The following is a 15,599-nucleotide window of genomic DNA, read 5'->3' on the forward strand; positions in this document are numbered from 1 at the left end:
CCGGCGTCGTCACTCACCCATCAGCCTGATACAACGAAAGCGAAACGATGACCGACACCACCTTGCCGCCCGACAGGGGCGAAGGCGACCGCATCGAACCGGTAGACATCCAGCAGGAGATGCAGCGCAGCTACATCGATTACGCGATGAGCGTGATCGTGGGCCGCGCCCTGCCCGAGGTCCGCGACGGTCTCAAGCCCGTGCATCGCCGGTTGCTCTACGCGATGAACGACGCCGGTTTCCGCCCGGACCGCAGCTACGTCAAGTCGGCCAAGCCGGTCGCCGAGACGATGGGTAACTACCACCCCCACGGTGATACCGCGATCTACGACGCCCTGGTCCGCCTGGCCCAGCCGTGGTCGATGCGGTACCCGCTGGTCGACGGCCAGGGCAACTTCGGTTCGCGTGGCAACGATGGCGCGGCCGCCATGCGTTACACCGAAGCCCGGCTGACCCCGCTTGCCATGGAGATGTTGCGTGACATCACCGAGGAGACAGTCGATTTCATCCCGAACTACGACGGCAAGACACAGGAACCGACGGTATTGCCGTCGCGTATCCCGAACCTGCTGATCAACGGCTCGAGTGGTATCGCGGTCGGTATGGCGACCAACATCCCGCCGCACAACCTCGGTGAAGTCGCCAATGCCATCTTCTGGGCCCTGGACAACTACGAAGCCGACGAGGAAACCACCCTCGCCGCGTGCATGGAAGCCATCAAGGGACCGGACTTTCCCACCTACGGACTCATCGTTGGTGGTCAGGGCATCCGGGATGCGTACACCACCGGTCGCGGCAGTGTGAAGATGCGCGGTGTCGTGGAGATCGAAGAGAACAAGGGCGCGACCACCCTTGTCATCACCGAGCTGCCGTACCAGGTCAACCCGGACAACATGATCCTGTCGATCGCCGAGCAGGTGAACGAAGGAAAACTCAAGGGCATCAGCAAGATTGATGACGAGTCTTCTGATCGTGTGGGTATGCGCATCGTGGTCACGCTGCGTCGCGACGCGGTGGCCAAGGTTGTTCTGAACAACCTCTACAAGCACAGTCAGCTGCAGACCAGCTTCGGCGTGAACATGCTGTCGATCGTCGACGGTGTACCGCGAACCCTGCGGTTGGACAGGATGATCCGGCTGTACGTGGCCCACCAGATCGAGGTCATCGTACGGCGGACCAGGTATCGGCTGCGCAAGGCCGAAGAGCGCGCCCATATCCTGCGTGGTCTGGTCAAAGCCCTTGACGCACTTGATGAAGTGATCGCACTCATCCGTCGTTCGCAGACGGTTGATCTGGCCCGTACCGGATTGATCGACCTGCTCGATGTCGACGAGATCCAGGCCGACGCGATCCTGGCGATGCAGTTGCGGCGCCTCGCCGCCCTGGAGCGACAGAAGATCGTCGATGAGTTGGCGGAGATCGAAGTCGAAATCGCCGACTACCAGGACATCCTGGCCAGGCCAGAGCGTCAGCGCGCCATCGTGCGTGACGAATTGGCCGAGATCGTCGAAAAGTTCGCCGACGAACGCCGGACGAAAATCATTGCCGCAGACGGTGATGTCTCGGACGAGGATCTGATCGCCCGTGAAGACGTCGTGGTCACGATCACCGAGACCGGCTACGCCAAGCGCACCAAAACCGACCTGTACCGCAGCCAGAAGCGCGGCGGCAAGGGCGTGCAGGGCGCAGGGCTGAAGCAGGACGACATCGTCCGGCACTTCTTCGTGTGCTCCACGCACGACTGGATCCTGTTCTTCACCACCAAGGGTCGGGTCTACCGCGCCAAGGCATACGAACTGCCCGAGGCCAACCGCACCGCCCGCGGACAGCATGTCGCCAACCTTCTGGCCTTCCAGCCCGAAGAGCGCATCGCCCAGGTCATCCAGATCAAGAGTTATGAGGATGCCCCGTACCTGGTACTGGCCACTCTCGGTGGACTGGTCAAGAAGTCACGTCTGGTCGATTTCGATTCGAACCGCTCCGGCGGCATCTTCGCGATCAACCTGCGTGGCGAAGACGAACTCGTCGGTGCGCAGTTGTGCAGTGCCGAGGACGACCTACTGCTGGTGTCGACCAAGGGCCAATCCATCCGGTTCTCCGCAACCGATGACGCGTTGCGGCCGATGGGCAGGCAGACCTCGGGTGTCCAGGGGATGCGTTTCAACGACGATGACCAGTTGTTGTCGTTGAACGTGGTCCGAGAGGGCACCTATCTGCTGGTGGCTACGTCCGGTGGCTACGCGAAGCGCACCGCGATGGACGACTATCCGGTGCAGGGTCGTGGCGGCAAGGGTGTGTTGACGATCCAGTACGACAAGCGGCGTGGTGCCTTGGTCGGCGCACTGATCGTCGATGACGACAGCGAGCTCTACGCCATCACGTCGGGTGGCGGTGTGATCCGCACCGCGGCCCGCCAGGTTCGCAAGGCGGGACGCCAAACCAAGGGCGTCCGCCTGATGAACCTCGACGAAGGAACTACGCTCTTGGCTATTGCCCGTAACGCTGACGAGCCGGATGAACTGGTGGAGGAGCAGAGCGGGCCTGCTGGCAAGAAGTAGCCAGGAGACCAGCAGCACTGAACGGTCGGAGCAGGCGAGGTGCTCCGCGAGACGACGCCGAAGGCAAAGGAACGCATGAGCACACCCAATGAGCCCACGGAACCCAACACCGAAGGCGACTCGGCCGGGACCCCTGGGCCAGTGCAAAAGCCGGCTTCGTCGAACGGAGCGAGCGCGCAAGCGCCTGTTCCCGGGACCAACGGGGTGAGGCCTGCCGTCTCGGTGCAGGATCAGCCGCCGCGGGACCCCGAGACGGGCCCTGCCAAGGCGCAGACCGGCGGCGATGAGACGAAGGCACATCCGGTGACACCGCCACCATCGGGACCGGTACAGGGTCGTCCGACAGCTACCGGTCCGGGTGGGGTTCCGCCGTGGCAGCGGGGCGGGGTCGGTGCTCCCGGTCCGGGTCAGCAACCTCCGCAGGGTCCGGCGGGTGGTCCCGGCAAGCCGCTGCCTCCGGCAGGCAACCAGCCGCCTCCGGGCGCTGCCGGGCAGCAGCCTCCCGGTGTCCCGACGCAGGGTCGGGGTCCGGCCGGACCGCCTCCGGGGCGTCCGTCCTCGGGTTCAGGCGCACCCGGGCAACCCGGTGGTCCGCAGACCGTCAAACGTCCGGTGATCACCGGTACCGCGGCGCCGAAACTGCTCGATGGCCCGACTCGGAACATCGATCGCCGGGATCTCGCTCAGGAGGATCTCCCGGACCTCGATGCCATTCACCATCCCGAGGCCGCTCCTGCGCCGATACAGCCGATCTCAGCGGTCCCGGCGCACAGTCCTGTGGGCGCTGCCCTGCGTGCGTCGGTACAGCTGCGTCGGATCGACCCGTGGTCTGCCTTCAAGGTGTCGGCAGTGCTGTCGGTGGCGTCGTTCTTCGTCTGGATGATCGCGATCGGTGTGTTGTATCTCATCCTCGACGGTATGGGCGTCTGGGATCAGATCAACAACTCCTTCGGAACCCTGGTGTCGAGCGACACCGAGACGGAGTCGTCGTTCGAGATCAGTGCCGGCGGTGTGTTCGGAATCGCAGCGTTGGTCGGAGCCGTGAACGTGGTGTTGTTCACAGCGTTGGCGACGGTTGGTTCGTTCATCTACAACCTGTCATCCGATCTTGTCGGCGGGCTTGAGGTCACTCTCGCGGATCGCGACTAAACAGGGTCTTTGACCAGCCGTTTTGTTGTGTGGGGCCGACGTCGGGTAATCTCTGATTTCGGTTCAAGGGCCTATAGCTCAGGCGGTTAGAGCGCTTCGCTGATAACGAAGAGGTCGGAGGTTCAAGTCCTCCTAGGCCCACTGTGACCATGAGTCCACACCGCGGACGAAAACCCGAAAGGGACGTGATGAAGTTCGTTTTGATCACCGCCGCGGCACTGGCACTCGTAGTCGCGAGCCTGCTCGCCGAGTCTCGTCGCAAGATGGAGATTTGGCACGGGTTGCCCGAAAGTCAGTGAGAACTGGCGCCGGGGCCTTAGCTCAGTTGGTAGAGCGCTGCCTTTGCAAGGCAGATGTCAGGAGTTCGAATCTCCTAGGCTCCACAGAAAAATGACCACCTTCCCGAATCCGGGGAGGTGGTCATTTTTGTGTCGGTAGGTATTTCGCAAATCCAACCGGAATGCGAATTACATAGATGCAATTGTTTCACGGGAAACATGACCGATTCGGTGCCGCACACGTCCTGAGCGCCGTTCTGAGGCCGCGAGAAGTCGCGCACGGCCTCAGGTCCGAGTTGGTGTCCGCGGGCCGCTCCGACAAGAGTGAGGGGCATGGAATTACGTGTCTTCGTCGAACCACAGCAGGGTGCCACCTACAGCGATCAACTGGCGGTGGCCCAGACCGCAGAGGCAGCGGGGTACGGGGCGTTCTTCCGCTCCGACCACTACCTCGCGATGAACGCCGAGGGGCTGCCCGGACCGACGGATGCCTGGACCACACTCGCCGGCATCGCGCGGGAGACCTCCACGATTCGCCTCGGCACGTTGGTCACCTCGGCGACCTTCCGGTATCCGGGCCCGCTGGCGATCACGGTCGCGCAGGTCGACGAGATGTCGGGTGGCCGTGTGGACTTCGGTTACGGCGCCGGCTGGTTCGAGGCCGAGCACAATGCGTACGCCATCCCTTTCCCGTCGCTCGGTAAGCGGTTCGACCGCCTGGAGGAGTCGCTGGCGATCATCACCGGCCTATGGACGACACCGGTGGGGCAGACGTTCTCGTATACCGGTGAGCAGTACTCAGTGACCGATTCACCGGGACTGCCGAAGCCCGTTCAGAGTCCGACACCGCCGATCCTGCTCGGTGGCCAGGGCAAGAAGCGGACGCCGGCGTTGGCCGCGCAGTACGCCAGTGAGTTCAACGTCCCGTTTGTCTCGGCGCAGACGGCACAGGAGACGTTCGGTCGCGTCCGGCAGGCCTGCACCGACCGGGGCCGCTCACCCGACGACCTGGTGTATTCCGCCGCACTGGTCGTGTGTGCGGGCGCCGACGACGCGGAGGTGACTCGACGGGCGGCAAAGATCGGCCGGGACGTCGACGAACTCAAGGCCAACGGCCTCGCCGGATCCCCGGCGGAGATCGTCGACAAGATCGGGACCTACGCGCAGGTCGGCGCATCGAGGATCTATCTGCAGGTGCTCGACATGGCAGATCTGGCTCACATCGACTACATCGCCGACAAGGTCATGCCTCAGCTCTGACCCGAAGATGCGCTCCACATACAACGATCCGCTCCACTTGCAGCGCACTGCAGGTGGAGCGGATCGCGGAAAGTGGAACCGATTGTGAAGAGGTGCGTCAGCTGCCGGTGCCGACGATGTAGAGGTAGCCGCCCAGCACCAGCACGGAGGCCGCCAGGTAGAGATAGCCGACCCAGAGCGCGGCGATGGCGAACGAGCTGCCCTGTTCTCCGCTGCGGCGGATCTGTGCACGCGCGATGTGGCCGCAGATGATCCCGGCGATGAACGTCACGCCGATCACCGACAAGACCAACGCCGCGATCGAGGTGCGGTTGGTCCTGTTTGCCCGCGATGTGGGTGCGGGTGTCATCTGTGCTCCGGTTTCGTGATCCTCGACGGGGTCGGCGAGATAGGCGGCGGAGTAGTCGTCGTAGTTCTCACTGCGACGATCCGCCGGGTCGTGGGTCTGTGAATATGCGTTGCCGGGCCCGGCCGCGGGCGAACCGATGCCTGCGGCGGGACCGCTCAGCGGGGCCGGGGATGACGTTGATTGCCACGGTGGGGGCTGCTGGGGGCCGGATTGCCCCGGTCCCGGCCTGCCGGGGGCCGGCCGGTAGGGCGCACCCGGTGGCGGGCCGGATCCCGGCATGGGCGGTGGGACGCGGTTCGGCGGCGGCTGATTGACCGGCGGCGGACCCGGGCGTCCACCCTGCGGGGCAGGACCCGCGCCTTGACGCGGGGGCTGCCGATAGCCGGGAGGTGGCGCACCCGTAGGTCCTCGCTGCTCCCATGCGGGCACCGGCGCATTGCGCCGCCGGGTTGGGTCCCCGTTCTCAACACTCACGAATCACACGGTACCCGTCTGCCCGGTGTCAGCTTTCCGTCTGGCCGTTCGATGACGGCGACGAAGATGACGGCGATGACGGTGCGGAGACCGGTTCGACGTCGTCGACCACCGGGACATCGGTCAGGCGCGGGGGAGCGGCGGCCACCGAGGGCGGTGCCGGACGGCGGCGACGGGAAATCGCGAACACGGCCGCACCCGCTGCCAGGGCACCGGCGGTGATGAGCGCAATCTTCAGCCGTCGTCGCGAAGGCTTGATCGTTGCCACCTGCTCCGGCAGTGCGTCGGCCAGGCCGGTGCGTTGCAGGCCGGACACCACGGTCGGATTGGTGATCTGCACGGGGAAGGTGTCAGCGGCGCGGTGACGGTATTCGTCGGTCAGTCGGCGGGCGTCCGCAGCGAGTTCGGCTTCCTTCGAATATGCCTGGGCTCCAAGTTTTTTGGCACCGGACCAGGCAGCTGCGCCGGTGGTGCGGGTGGCGAGGGCAGCAGAGTTGAACGTCTTGCGGATACCGATGCCACCCAATCCGAGCGATCCCCGGGTCACATTCGTCAGACCTGCCAGGCTCTGGTTGGTACCGAGACGCAGGCGCTGACTCGAGGACAACGCGACCGCCTTGTCTCGCACTGCTTTCAGATCAGATTCGAGTGTGCTCATGAAAAAACTCCTCGGGTAGAACCAGCTGGATCGACTCCACACTAGTGCCACCGGTGATGCGATCTGGGCGGTTGTGTCCGGGGCATCACAGCCGAAGTGGCACCATGGTGGGCGTGACCACAGCATTGAAAACCGCAACCGCGACCCTGCACACCAATAAAGGTGACATCAAGATCGCCCTGTTCGGTAACCACGCACCCAAGACCGTTGCGAACTTCACCGGCCTGGCAGACGGCTCCAAGGACTACTCGACGGCAAACGCCTCGGGTGGCGACAGTGGACCGTTCTACGACGGCGCCGTCTTCCATCGGATCATCTCCGGCTTCATGCTCCAGGGTGGTGACCCCACCGGAACCGGCACGGGTGGCCCCGGCTACCAGTTCGAAGACGAGTTCCACCCGGAGCTCACCTTCAGCCAGCCGTACCTGCTGGCGATGGCGAACGCCGGACCGGGCACGAACGGTTCGCAGTTCTTCATCACCCTCGGACCCACCCCGCACCTGAACCGCAAGCACACCATCTTCGGTGTCGTCGAGGACGACGAGTCGAAGAAGGTCGTCGACGCGATCGGCAGTGTCGCCACCGACCGTCGGGACCGTCCGCTTGAGGACGTTGTCATCGAGCGGGTCACGATTTCCTGACCTGTTGTGACATACCAGCCGCCGGCTTCTCAATCGCCGTCTCCACCTACCCAGGTGTGTGTTCGGCATCCCGATCGGCCGACGGGACTGGCGTGTAGCCGGTGCGGGCGTCCGGCCTGCTCCGATTGTCTGACCCCGGCCGCAGTCGGCCAACACTGTGTCGACTGCGTCCGGGCTTCCGGTCGTCAGGTTCCCCGGGCCCGCACCATCGGTGCCAAGGTCGCCTGGGCCACCTACACCTTGATGGCGATCAACATCGCCCTGTTCTTGATCGTCGCCGCCCAGGCGAAGAGCATCACCGACGTCGCGGCGTCGTCGCAGCTGTTCGCCGATGGCGCGCTCTGGGGGCCGTTCATGGCTTCGGGCGAATACTGGCGGTTGCTCACCGCCGGCTTCTTGCATTTCTCGCTGATCCACGTCGGGATCAACATGTTTTCTCTGTACATCCTGGGTCGCGACGTCGAGTTGACCCTTGGTACCGCACGTTTCGTCGGGATCTACCTGACCTCGTTGCTCGGTGGCAGCGCCGCGGTGATGCTGTTCGGTGACTCGCTGGCCATCAATGCCGGTGCCTCGGGAGCGATCTTCGGTTTGATGGGTGCCACGCTGGTCGTGGTGCTGAAGGCCAAGATCCCGGCCACCGGTCTGTTGGGCATCATCGCCCTGAACGTGGTGCTCTCGTTCACGATCCCGAACATCTCGATCTGGGCCCACTTCGGCGGCCTGGCATTCGGCGCCGCGGCGGCCGCAGGAATCGTCTACGGACCGGAGCTGCTGCCCACCCGATCACGCAATCCCCGCAATGCAACGGCGGTGGGATTCCTGGCGATGGGCCTACTGATCGTGGTGGCGCTGGTCGTCGGAATCGTGAAGGCCCAGACGCTGACGTTCTGACGGGTTCACCGAACCCGCTATTTGCGCTCTTCCACCGGTAGTCCGGCCGCGCGCAGCGCATCGGCCACATCGAGTGGGTTGGTGCCCAGATCCCAGCGCCCGTAGATGACCAGACGTTCCCCCTCGTGGGCCTGCTCATCGTCCAGATCAAGTTCCAGATGCGGTACCCGGCGGCCGAACCGCGGGTACGTGAGCACCTGTGCCCGGCGCACGTCGTCGAACGAATAACTACACGTCCCCCGGAAAAGCGTGCGGACGTGTAGTTCGCGGCCTTCTACGGCCAGCTTCGGACGGATCCACAAACTCTGCCCGCCGAGCAGCAGGAGCAGCAGCGCGGCGATGAGCATCAGTGCCATGCCCGCAGGGTCGGTGCCGGAGAAAAGTCCGGCGCCACCCAGGGCGAGCCCACCGACCACCATCAGTGCACCCATCGGTGCTGGTGTCGCCCATTCCAAACGTGCGTTTACAGAGTTATCCACAGGCCTTATCCACATTGAGGATGAATTACACACATGTTGTTCCACAGCTGTGGATGAATGAAAGTGCTGTTCACCGCCACTTCACTCCACAGGGGTTATCCACACTGGGGATGAATTACACACATGGTGTTCCACAGCCTGTGAATCATTGAAGGTGCAGTTCAACGCCACTTCATCGTCATCACGAGACCGGCAACCATGAACCCGAATCCGATGAGGAAGTTCCAGGAGCCGAGCTCGTACATCCAGTTGAGGATCTTGCCGGGAGCGCCGAGGGACTCGGGCGTGGCGACCAGGTAGAACACCATGAGCCAGGCCAGGCCCAGCAGCATCAGGCCGAGCATCACCGAAACGAAGACGGCGCCGGAGGGGCCGGCCTTCACTTTCACCGGTGTGCGGCTGGCAGGGTTGATCGTGTAATCGGTCTTCTTGCGGACCTTTGACTTGGGCATGACTTCCTCGGTTCGCGGGTACAAACGTTTCCCTATAACCTAACGCACCCGTCGCCGGGTGCCGGAGTTCTGCGGCTCCCCGGAAAGTGGGGTGAGCTCGCGGCATCGACCCAGGTAGCCTGTCGACGTGAACCCTGGTCCCCCTGTGCAGATCCTGGTCGTCGACAACTACGACAGCTTCGTCTACAACCTTGTCCAATATCTCGGACAACTCGGAGTCCATGCCCAGGTCTGGCGCAACGACGACGAGCGGCTGGCCGATCAGGCGGCCGCGGTGGCGCAATTCGATGGTGTGCTGCTCTCGCCTGGACCGGGAACACCGCAGCGAGCCGGAGCGACCATGTCACTGGTGGGTGCCGCCGCCGCTGCCGGTACCCCGTTGCTCGGGGTCTGTCTTGGCCACCAGGCCATCGGCGCCGCGTTCGGTGCAACCGTCGATCGGGCACCGGAGCTCCTGCACGGCAAGACCTCGTTGGTGACCCACAACAACGAGGGTGTCCTGGCCGGTCTGCCCAACCCGTTCACCGCCACCAGATATCACTCACTGACGGTGTTGCCGAAGACAATCCCCGACGAGTTGGTCGTCACCGCCCAGACCGATACCGGGATCGTGATGGCGATGCGCCACCGCGAACTACCGATCCATGGCGTGCAGTTCCACCCGGAGAGCGTGCTCACCGAAGGTGGCCATCGGATGCTTGCCAACTGGCTGACGGTCTGTGGCATGGCCGTGCCCGATGGTCAGGTCAACACCCTCGAGGCACAGGTCGCCGCAGCGCTGGGCTGAGGACCGCCCGCGTCAGTCGGTTGGCGTGACGTCACATCCGCGAGCGTCGGCTGGAGTGGATTGCCTGGCGCGACATCGCTGCCGACGCGTTGACGATCTGATCGCCGAAGCGTTCGAGTACAAATGCCTGGGTCGCTGCCAGGTGGGCTCGGGCCAGTCGTTCGGCCTCGTCGGCCCGTCCGGCCGCGATCTCCTCGACGAGGCGGCGGTGGGCGTGAACAGCGCCTTCCGCTGCGTGTTCAGAGGGGTACTCGCCGTGCCGGGTGCGGGCTTCTGCCCACGCTTCTCGAGATGGTAGGCGGCAGAAATATCGTCGGGGCGGTGGACCTCGGCTCCACCGATGCTGCCGCGCCGAACCGTCACCAGCACAGCGCAGCAAGCTGCAGATGATCTTTCAGGATCCGATCTCCTCGCTCAATCCGTTGCGACGTGTCGAGGACATCGTCGCCGAGGGTCTGCGCATCCAGGGCAATCTCGGTAAGTCGGAGATTCTCGCGCGGACCAGGGCGATGATCGAACGGGTCGGCCTGGATCCGGACACCGCTTCTGACCGTCGCCCGCATGAGTCTCCGGTGGTCAGTGCCAGCGCATCTCGATCGCACGTGCCATGGTCTTGGATCCTGAGATTGTCATCTGCGATGAACCGGTGTCGGCTCTCGATGTCCTGGTGCAGGCTCAGATCATCAATCTCTTGAAGGAGATGAGAGAGCGATACCAGCTCACGCTGGTGTTCATCGCGCACGATCTGGCGGTGATCAAGAATCTCAGCGACCGCGTGGTCGTGATGTACCTCGGGAAGGTGTGCGAGGTCGCGGCCACCGACGAGCTGTTCTCTGTTCCGGTACACCCGTACACCCGTGCGCTGATCGACTCGGTGCCCGAACCCGACCCGACCGTGCCGGTGTCCGCGGCGCAGCTGCAAGGTGACCTGCCCTCGCCGATGAACCCACCCAGCGGCTGTCGCTTCCGAACGCGGTGCCCGTCGGCGCAAGAGCGTTGTGCCGTCGAAGAACCGGAGATCCGGGAGATCCGCCCCGGGCACTTTGCTGCCTGTCATTACCCGCACTTCGACGGCCCCTCGGCCAAGGGGCTCGGTTAGAACAGGGCGCGTCACGCGCGGGACCGCGAGCCTTTACTGTCCTTGCCTCTGTCATCACCCACACCACGCGCCGAGCACCTTCGGTAGCGGGGAGCAGCTTTCAGCCGCGTACGTGCAACCCGAACCCGGTGCGTCCAGCCGGCTCGAGTCCCTCCTTCAGTTGCAATGAGGGGATCTCGTAGTCACCGAAGTTCTGCCGCCGGAACCCGATTGGCTCCGTCGAATGCAAGGTGAGCAAGCGCTGCTCGAATGCTTTCGCGACGTCCGGGTAGTCCTCGTCGCTCATCCTGTCCGTGCCGTACAGCACGAACGGTGGCAGCACCTCGATCCCCGGGTAATAGAGGATGCCGTGCTGGAACGGGAACAGCAGGTCCTCGATCGGACCGTTGATTCCGCGCGGGGTGTAATGCGACTCCGGTCCGCCGGTGGTCACCGACAGTAATGCTCTCTTGCCTGCGAGAGTGCCTTCACCGAATCGTTCGCCGTATTTGGTGTCACTGTGTTCGCCGACGCCGTATGCGAAGTGGAAGCTGAATACCCGATCTACCCAGCCTTTGAGAATCGCGGGCATCGTGTACCACCACAGCGGGAACTGGAAGATGATCGTATCGGCCCACAGCAACTTCTCTTGCTCCGCAAGAACATCCGGTGTGAGCGTCCCGGCGTCGAAAGCCCCACCCGAGTTCCGGGCGACCTGCAGCGGGCTCGAGGCGTGGGGGCCGAAGTCCTCGGCGTCGACGACAGCTTTCCAGTTCATCGCGTACAGGTCGCTGACCCGCACCTCGTGTCCAGCGCTCTCCAACGTCGAGACCGCAAGGTCCTTGAGTGAGCTGTTGAGCGACGTGGGCTCCGGGTGGGCGTAAATGATCAGTGTCTTCATGGAAACTCCTTCGTGTCGGGTGCTTTCGATTCTGGGTGCCGCGGCGCCGGACATTCAGGGGCGCTGTTACCAACGGATGGGACTTCCTGGTATCGGCAGGACCACCTTCACCCGCACTACCTCGGCCAAACCGAGTCCATACTGAGGGCATGGACGATCTTGCGGGCTTCCTGCGGACCCGGCGTTCCCGGGTCGACCCGGCTGCCGTCGGCATTCCCTCCGACAGTCGCCGTCGGGTCGAAGGTCTGCGCCGCGAAGAGGTCGCACACCTATCCGGAGTCAGCGTCGACTACTACGTACGCTTGGAGCAGGGTCGCGCGACCCAGCCCTCCGAGCAGGTCCTTGACGCACTCGCCCGCGTCCTCGAACTCGACGACACCGAACGTGGACACCTGCACCGCCTCGCCCGGCAACGTCGACGGCCCGCCAAGACACCGAACGGACAGCTCCGACCGGAACTGCTCAGCGTTCTCGATCTGGCCGCCAGTGCACCCGCGCTGATCATGAATCACCGCCTCGACGTGCTCGCCGCAAACAAGCTCGCCCGCCTCCTCTACGGGACACCGATACCGGGTCTGAACACCGCCCGCCACATCTTCCTCGCCGAAGCCGAACGTGGCCTCTATGCTGACTGGGACACGTGCACCCTCGACGTCGTCGGGCATCTGCGCCTGGCCGCCGGAACATACCCAGATGACCCACGATTGGCTTCGCTCATCGGTGAACTCGCGATCGGTAGTGAACGATTCCGCAGTCTCTGGTCCCGCGCAGACGTACGCGCCCGCACACACGGACGCAAGGCATACCAGCACCCGCTCGTGGGACTACTGGAACTTCATCAAGAGAACTTCGCGCTACCCGACCAGCCCGGTATGGAACTGATCGTGCTCACTGCCACCCCCGAGAGCCCCACCGCAGACGGACTGCGTCTACTCGAAAGCCTGGGAACATCCGCGACCGTGAGGGACCGCGGTGTCCAGTCATTGTGCGCGACAACACCCGCCGACGATTAGGAGTCTGGGGGCAGGGTTGCCCGCTCAAGGTCGAATAGCCACCAAACGTCTGCCGACGGTGCATGAATTTCCGGGCATCGCCCGCGTCCAATGCCACGATCCCACCATTGAGGGCCGTGGCACGCTCTTTGATCCGTTCGCGCGGCCCACACCTGTGGCCGTTCCCAGAACCTCGAGTACGTAGACCGCAAGCTCTCAGACCCACGCCCTGGCGGATGCTGATTCTGTGACCGGTCGACCGCAGGTTTCGTATACTGCGCACCTGCGCGAGACGTATAAGATTCATTGCAGTAGAACGATTCTGGCGAAGGAACCACGATATCTCAACCGAGACGGTGTAGCCGTTTGGGCATCGATAGGGGCGCGAAAAGGTACTCCTTTCGGTGACGCCGGTGTGAGACGGTGGTTCCATGACGGCATCTGATCGCGATTCGGCAAACGGCCGGCAAAGATCGAACGCGCCGCCAACGTCGCGCTGGCGAGATCGATGAAGAAAACCGATCCAGTCACGAGTGCCGCCGCGGTCTCTGTGGCTGCGCTATGCGCGGCAATCGCTCTATCTGGGTGCGGAGAAACAACCGTCAACGAGGGCATCGCAGCTACCGAGCCCGCGACAACAACCCTGACTTCACCCTTCGACGCCACTACAGATGTCAGCGACGTACGCAACCTCATGGCCGCCTCGACCCACGTCTTTAGCGGACAGGTCGCATCCATCGCAGGTTCTAAGACTCGGGACAGCTTCCCCGAAACCCAGTACACCGTCACCACCGGCATCCAACTGAAGGGCGACATACCTGCCACCGTGACCGTCAACCAACAAGGCGGAACGAGGGACGGCGTCTATATGTCTTTGGGCGGCGACCAACCGCTCAAAATAGGCCAGTGGTACCTATTTGCCACACGGACGTCGCAGTCTGAAGGCTGGTATACCGTCATCCCCGTCTACGGCGACGTCGCCATCACCGAACAACAAGCACTCGACCCCGCCTCACCGCCATTGGCAGCCGCGGTCACAGCCATCCAGGACAACCTCGATGGCACACCCCCACCATCACACCCGCAGCCGACTCGATAGCCACCGCCACATTCGATTTGAGGGCTACCGCAGCTTTCGGATACTGCACCTGCGCAAGACAAATGGGATCACCGCAGTCAATGCGCACCACTTGCTTGCCGCGCCCGTGTTCATTGATGGAACGATCTTTGCGGGATCCTCGATCCAGCTAGATCAGTACGTATTCGTGGCGGCCGTCTACAAGAGCAGTTGGGTAGGTGCCCTACATCCGAAAACGATGTACCCGACTCGACTGCGCAGCGATCTCTGCACGTGGGGATTCGAGGCCGGTTTCGAAACCTTGACCTTCCGCTGATGGTGAGCGGCTGACCAGGTCAAGGAATACCGCAAGGTTCGGATATTACGCGTGTTCCAGCGTGTGAGATCTGATGAACCCGCCCAGCGGCTGTCGCTTCCGAACGCGGTGCCCATCGGCGCAAGAGCGTTGTGCCGTCGAAGAACCGGAGATCCGGGAGATTCGGCCCGGGCACTTCGCGAGGGGAGTCCGGATGACCCAGCGACGGAAGCGGCCATCGGTATGGCCGGGTGGGAGCTCTCGCTACTGCGGTCAGTCGAGGACGACGACTGGCTTGCCTGGCATTCTTCCTGTCTCCAAGCCGGCCTGCGCTTCGCCGACCTGTTCGAGACCGTGGTAAACGTGCGCGATCGCGACCTTGATTCGGCCCTCGGTGATGGCCTCTAGTTGCTGGTGGAGTACGTCGGCGGGAAGGTCCGAGGCCTCGCCGGCATAGGCGGTGAGACGCACGCCGGTCGGGATCTGAGCGAGCGGGTTGAAGGCCTGGATCGTCCAGTGGTCCGACAGTGCTCCGGTGAAGCAGACAGTGCCTCGGTTGTGGACGGTGTGGAGGGGAGGAGCTTGTCGATGTTGCCGGGTTCTCTGAGCACAACTGCTCGCATGACTTCTTCCTTCAAATGCCGCATCCCGCGGCGTGGATTCCGATAGAGATCCAATGTGATTCGTTGAGGTAGCGACCGGGAACGATCGACTCGTACCCACGTTGCAGAGCTCGCACCTGCTCTGACTTGACGGCGACGATCCGTTCGTCCGGATCGTCGGTGACGATCAGGATGACCTGTCCCGCAACCTGGTAGACGTCCAGCTTGCCGACGAAGGGACGCCCGCAGTCAGTCACCGACCGTCTTCGGGTCGATGGGCCGGCGAGATTTGGGCAGCGTGTCAACCACGAGTCTGTAGGATTCGGTCACCAGTTCCTCGACCAGATTCGTGTCGATGGAGTCGCCGGGAGCCAGCGTGATCCAGTGCTGCTTGTTCATGTGGTAACCGGCAGTGATGTCCGCATATGCCCCACGAAGGGCTGCGGCGTCGCTCGGGTCGGACTTGACGATCACGACCGGCTGGCCGGCCAGGTCCCGCATGTGGGAATCCTGCGGAACCTCGGTCATCAGCATGAACCATTTTTCGTGAACCTTGGCGGCCTTCCAGCCGGGTTCGAAGGGGTCCAGCGTAGTTGCCGGGAGGCTCTCAGCACACCTTTGGGCTGTGTTCTGCAGGGTTTTCCCGTCCATGGTCGCAAACCCCCTCAGCAACA

General features: G+C 63.4%; 18 protein-coding genes, 2 tRNA genes and 1 pseudogene. 12 read left to right on the plus strand and 9 right to left on the minus strand.

What is annotated here, in order from left to right:
* Positions 1 to 47: 47 nt before the first annotated feature.
* The 5 genes from gyrA to AC1TQG_RS08820 all read left to right on the plus strand — a co-directional run bounded on the left by gyrA (position 48) and on the right by AC1TQG_RS08820 (position 5,245).
* Positions 48 to 2,558, plus strand: coding sequence for a DNA gyrase subunit A (gene gyrA / locus AC1TQG_RS08800; protein WP_482136542.1), 2,511 nt, complete (start codon positions 48 to 50; stop codon positions 2,556 to 2,558).
* A 75-nt stretch (positions 2,559 to 2,633) separates the two neighbouring features.
* A complete protein-coding gene (locus AC1TQG_RS08805; protein ID WP_482136543.1) occupies positions 2,634 to 3,707 on the plus strand; it encodes a DUF3566 domain-containing protein in 1,074 nt (357 codons plus the stop codon).
* A 67-nt stretch (positions 3,708 to 3,774) separates the two neighbouring features.
* Positions 3,775 to 3,848, plus strand: a tRNA-Ile gene (locus tag AC1TQG_RS08810).
* A 169-nt stretch (positions 3,849 to 4,017) separates the two neighbouring features.
* Positions 4,018 to 4,090, plus strand: a tRNA-Ala gene (locus tag AC1TQG_RS08815).
* A 228-nt stretch (positions 4,091 to 4,318) separates the two neighbouring features.
* Positions 4,319 to 5,245, plus strand: a complete 927-nt coding sequence (locus tag AC1TQG_RS08820; RefSeq protein WP_482136544.1) for an LLM class F420-dependent oxidoreductase — start codon at positions 4,319 to 4,321, stop codon at positions 5,243 to 5,245.
* A gap of 97 nt (positions 5,246 to 5,342) precedes the next feature.
* On the opposite strand, the gene AC1TQG_RS08825 is transcribed toward AC1TQG_RS08820, so the two are convergent.
* Positions 5,343 to 6,068 carry a DUF4190 domain-containing protein gene (locus AC1TQG_RS08825; RefSeq protein WP_482136545.1) on the minus strand — a complete coding sequence of 242 codons (726 nt, stop codon included), beginning with the start codon at positions 6,066 to 6,068 and terminating at the stop codon, positions 5,343 to 5,345.
* Between the two features lie 28 nt (positions 6,069 to 6,096).
* Positions 6,097 to 6,726, minus strand: coding sequence for a hypothetical protein (locus AC1TQG_RS08830; RefSeq protein ID WP_482136546.1), 630 nt, complete (start codon positions 6,724 to 6,726; stop codon positions 6,097 to 6,099).
* Between the two features lie 104 nt (positions 6,727 to 6,830).
* On the opposite strand from AC1TQG_RS08830, the gene AC1TQG_RS08835 reads away from it, so the two are divergent.
* Both AC1TQG_RS08835 and AC1TQG_RS08840 read left to right on the plus strand, forming a co-directional pair.
* Positions 6,831 to 7,367, plus strand: coding sequence for a peptidylprolyl isomerase (locus AC1TQG_RS08835; RefSeq protein ID WP_482136547.1), 537 nt, complete (start codon positions 6,831 to 6,833; stop codon positions 7,365 to 7,367).
* A 54-nt stretch (positions 7,368 to 7,421) separates the two neighbouring features.
* Complete coding sequence (locus AC1TQG_RS08840) at positions 7,422 to 8,261, plus strand: rhomboid family intramembrane serine protease (protein WP_482136548.1); 840 nt, start codon at positions 7,422 to 7,424, stop codon at positions 8,259 to 8,261.
* 17 nt (positions 8,262 to 8,278) lie between these two features.
* On the opposite strand, the gene AC1TQG_RS08845 is transcribed toward AC1TQG_RS08840, so the two are convergent.
* Positions 8,279 to 8,740, minus strand: a complete 462-nt coding sequence (locus tag AC1TQG_RS08845) for a PH domain-containing protein (protein ID WP_482136549.1) — start codon at positions 8,738 to 8,740, stop codon at positions 8,279 to 8,281.
* A 161-nt stretch (positions 8,741 to 8,901) separates the two neighbouring features.
* Positions 8,902 to 9,192 carry a cell division protein CrgA gene (gene crgA / locus AC1TQG_RS08850; protein WP_482136550.1) on the minus strand — a complete coding sequence of 97 codons (291 nt, stop codon included), beginning with the start codon at positions 9,190 to 9,192 and terminating at the stop codon, positions 8,902 to 8,904.
* Positions 9,193 to 9,337: 145 nt separating this feature from the next.
* On the opposite strand from crgA, the gene AC1TQG_RS08855 reads away from it, so the two are divergent.
* Complete coding sequence (locus AC1TQG_RS08855; protein ID WP_482137299.1) at positions 9,338 to 9,979, plus strand: aminodeoxychorismate/anthranilate synthase component II; 642 nt, start codon at positions 9,338 to 9,340, stop codon at positions 9,977 to 9,979.
* A gap of 31 nt (positions 9,980 to 10,010) precedes the next feature.
* Here AC1TQG_RS08855 and AC1TQG_RS08860 read toward each other — a convergent pair whose 3' ends face one another.
* A complete protein-coding gene (locus tag AC1TQG_RS08860) occupies positions 10,011 to 10,358 on the minus strand; it encodes a hypothetical protein (RefSeq protein ID WP_482136551.1) in 348 nt (115 codons plus the stop codon).
* A 216-nt stretch (positions 10,359 to 10,574) separates the two neighbouring features.
* Here AC1TQG_RS08860 and AC1TQG_RS08865 point away from each other — a divergent pair, with 216 nt between their 5' ends.
* Positions 10,575 to 11,078 carry an oligopeptide/dipeptide ABC transporter ATP-binding protein gene (locus AC1TQG_RS08865; protein ID WP_482137300.1) on the plus strand — a complete coding sequence of 168 codons (504 nt, stop codon included), beginning with the start codon at positions 10,575 to 10,577 and terminating at the stop codon, positions 11,076 to 11,078.
* Between the two features lie 100 nt (positions 11,079 to 11,178).
* On the opposite strand, the gene AC1TQG_RS08870 is transcribed toward AC1TQG_RS08865, so the two are convergent.
* Entirely contained in the window at positions 11,179 to 11,958 is a 780-nt protein-coding gene (locus AC1TQG_RS08870; RefSeq protein WP_482136552.1) for an NAD(P)H-dependent oxidoreductase, read from the minus strand.
* Positions 11,959 to 12,107: 149 nt separating this feature from the next.
* On the opposite strand from AC1TQG_RS08870, the gene AC1TQG_RS08875 reads away from it, so the two are divergent.
* From AC1TQG_RS08875 to AC1TQG_RS08885, 3 genes and pseudogenes are all read left to right on the plus strand, one after another.
* Positions 12,108 to 12,971 (plus strand): helix-turn-helix transcriptional regulator, encoded by an 864-nt coding sequence (locus AC1TQG_RS08875; protein WP_482136553.1) that lies wholly within the window; start codon positions 12,108 to 12,110, stop codon positions 12,969 to 12,971.
* Positions 12,972 to 13,458: 487 nt separating this feature from the next.
* Positions 13,459 to 14,049, plus strand: a complete 591-nt coding sequence (locus tag AC1TQG_RS08880) for a hypothetical protein (protein WP_482136554.1) — start codon at positions 13,459 to 13,461, stop codon at positions 14,047 to 14,049.
* Positions 14,050 to 14,417: 368 nt separating this feature from the next.
* A pseudogene (locus AC1TQG_RS08885) lies at positions 14,418 to 14,522 on the plus strand (ABC transporter ATP-binding protein); the annotation flags it as partial.
* A 74-nt stretch (positions 14,523 to 14,596) separates the two neighbouring features.
* Here the strand turns inward: AC1TQG_RS08885 and AC1TQG_RS08890 are convergent.
* Genes AC1TQG_RS08890 through AC1TQG_RS08900 form a run of 3 tightly spaced genes read right to left on the minus strand, consistent with a single transcriptional unit; the run spans position 14,597 to position 15,576 of the window.
* Complete coding sequence (locus AC1TQG_RS08890) at positions 14,597 to 15,046, minus strand: zinc-binding dehydrogenase (RefSeq protein WP_482136555.1); 450 nt, start codon at positions 15,044 to 15,046, stop codon at positions 14,597 to 14,599.
* A complete protein-coding gene (locus tag AC1TQG_RS08895; protein WP_482136556.1) occupies positions 14,958 to 15,182 on the minus strand; it encodes an MmcQ/YjbR family DNA-binding protein in 225 nt (74 codons plus the stop codon). The genes AC1TQG_RS08890 and AC1TQG_RS08895 overlap by 89 nt, the downstream gene beginning before the upstream one ends.
* A complete protein-coding gene (locus AC1TQG_RS08900) occupies positions 15,175 to 15,576 on the minus strand; it encodes an MmcQ/YjbR family DNA-binding protein (RefSeq protein ID WP_482136557.1) in 402 nt (133 codons plus the stop codon). Before AC1TQG_RS08900 ends, AC1TQG_RS08895 begins: the two co-directional genes overlap by 8 nt.
* Between the last annotated feature and the right edge of the window lie 23 nt (positions 15,577 to 15,599).

The sequence above is a fragment of the Williamsia sp. Y844 genome, from assembly GCF_056786475.1.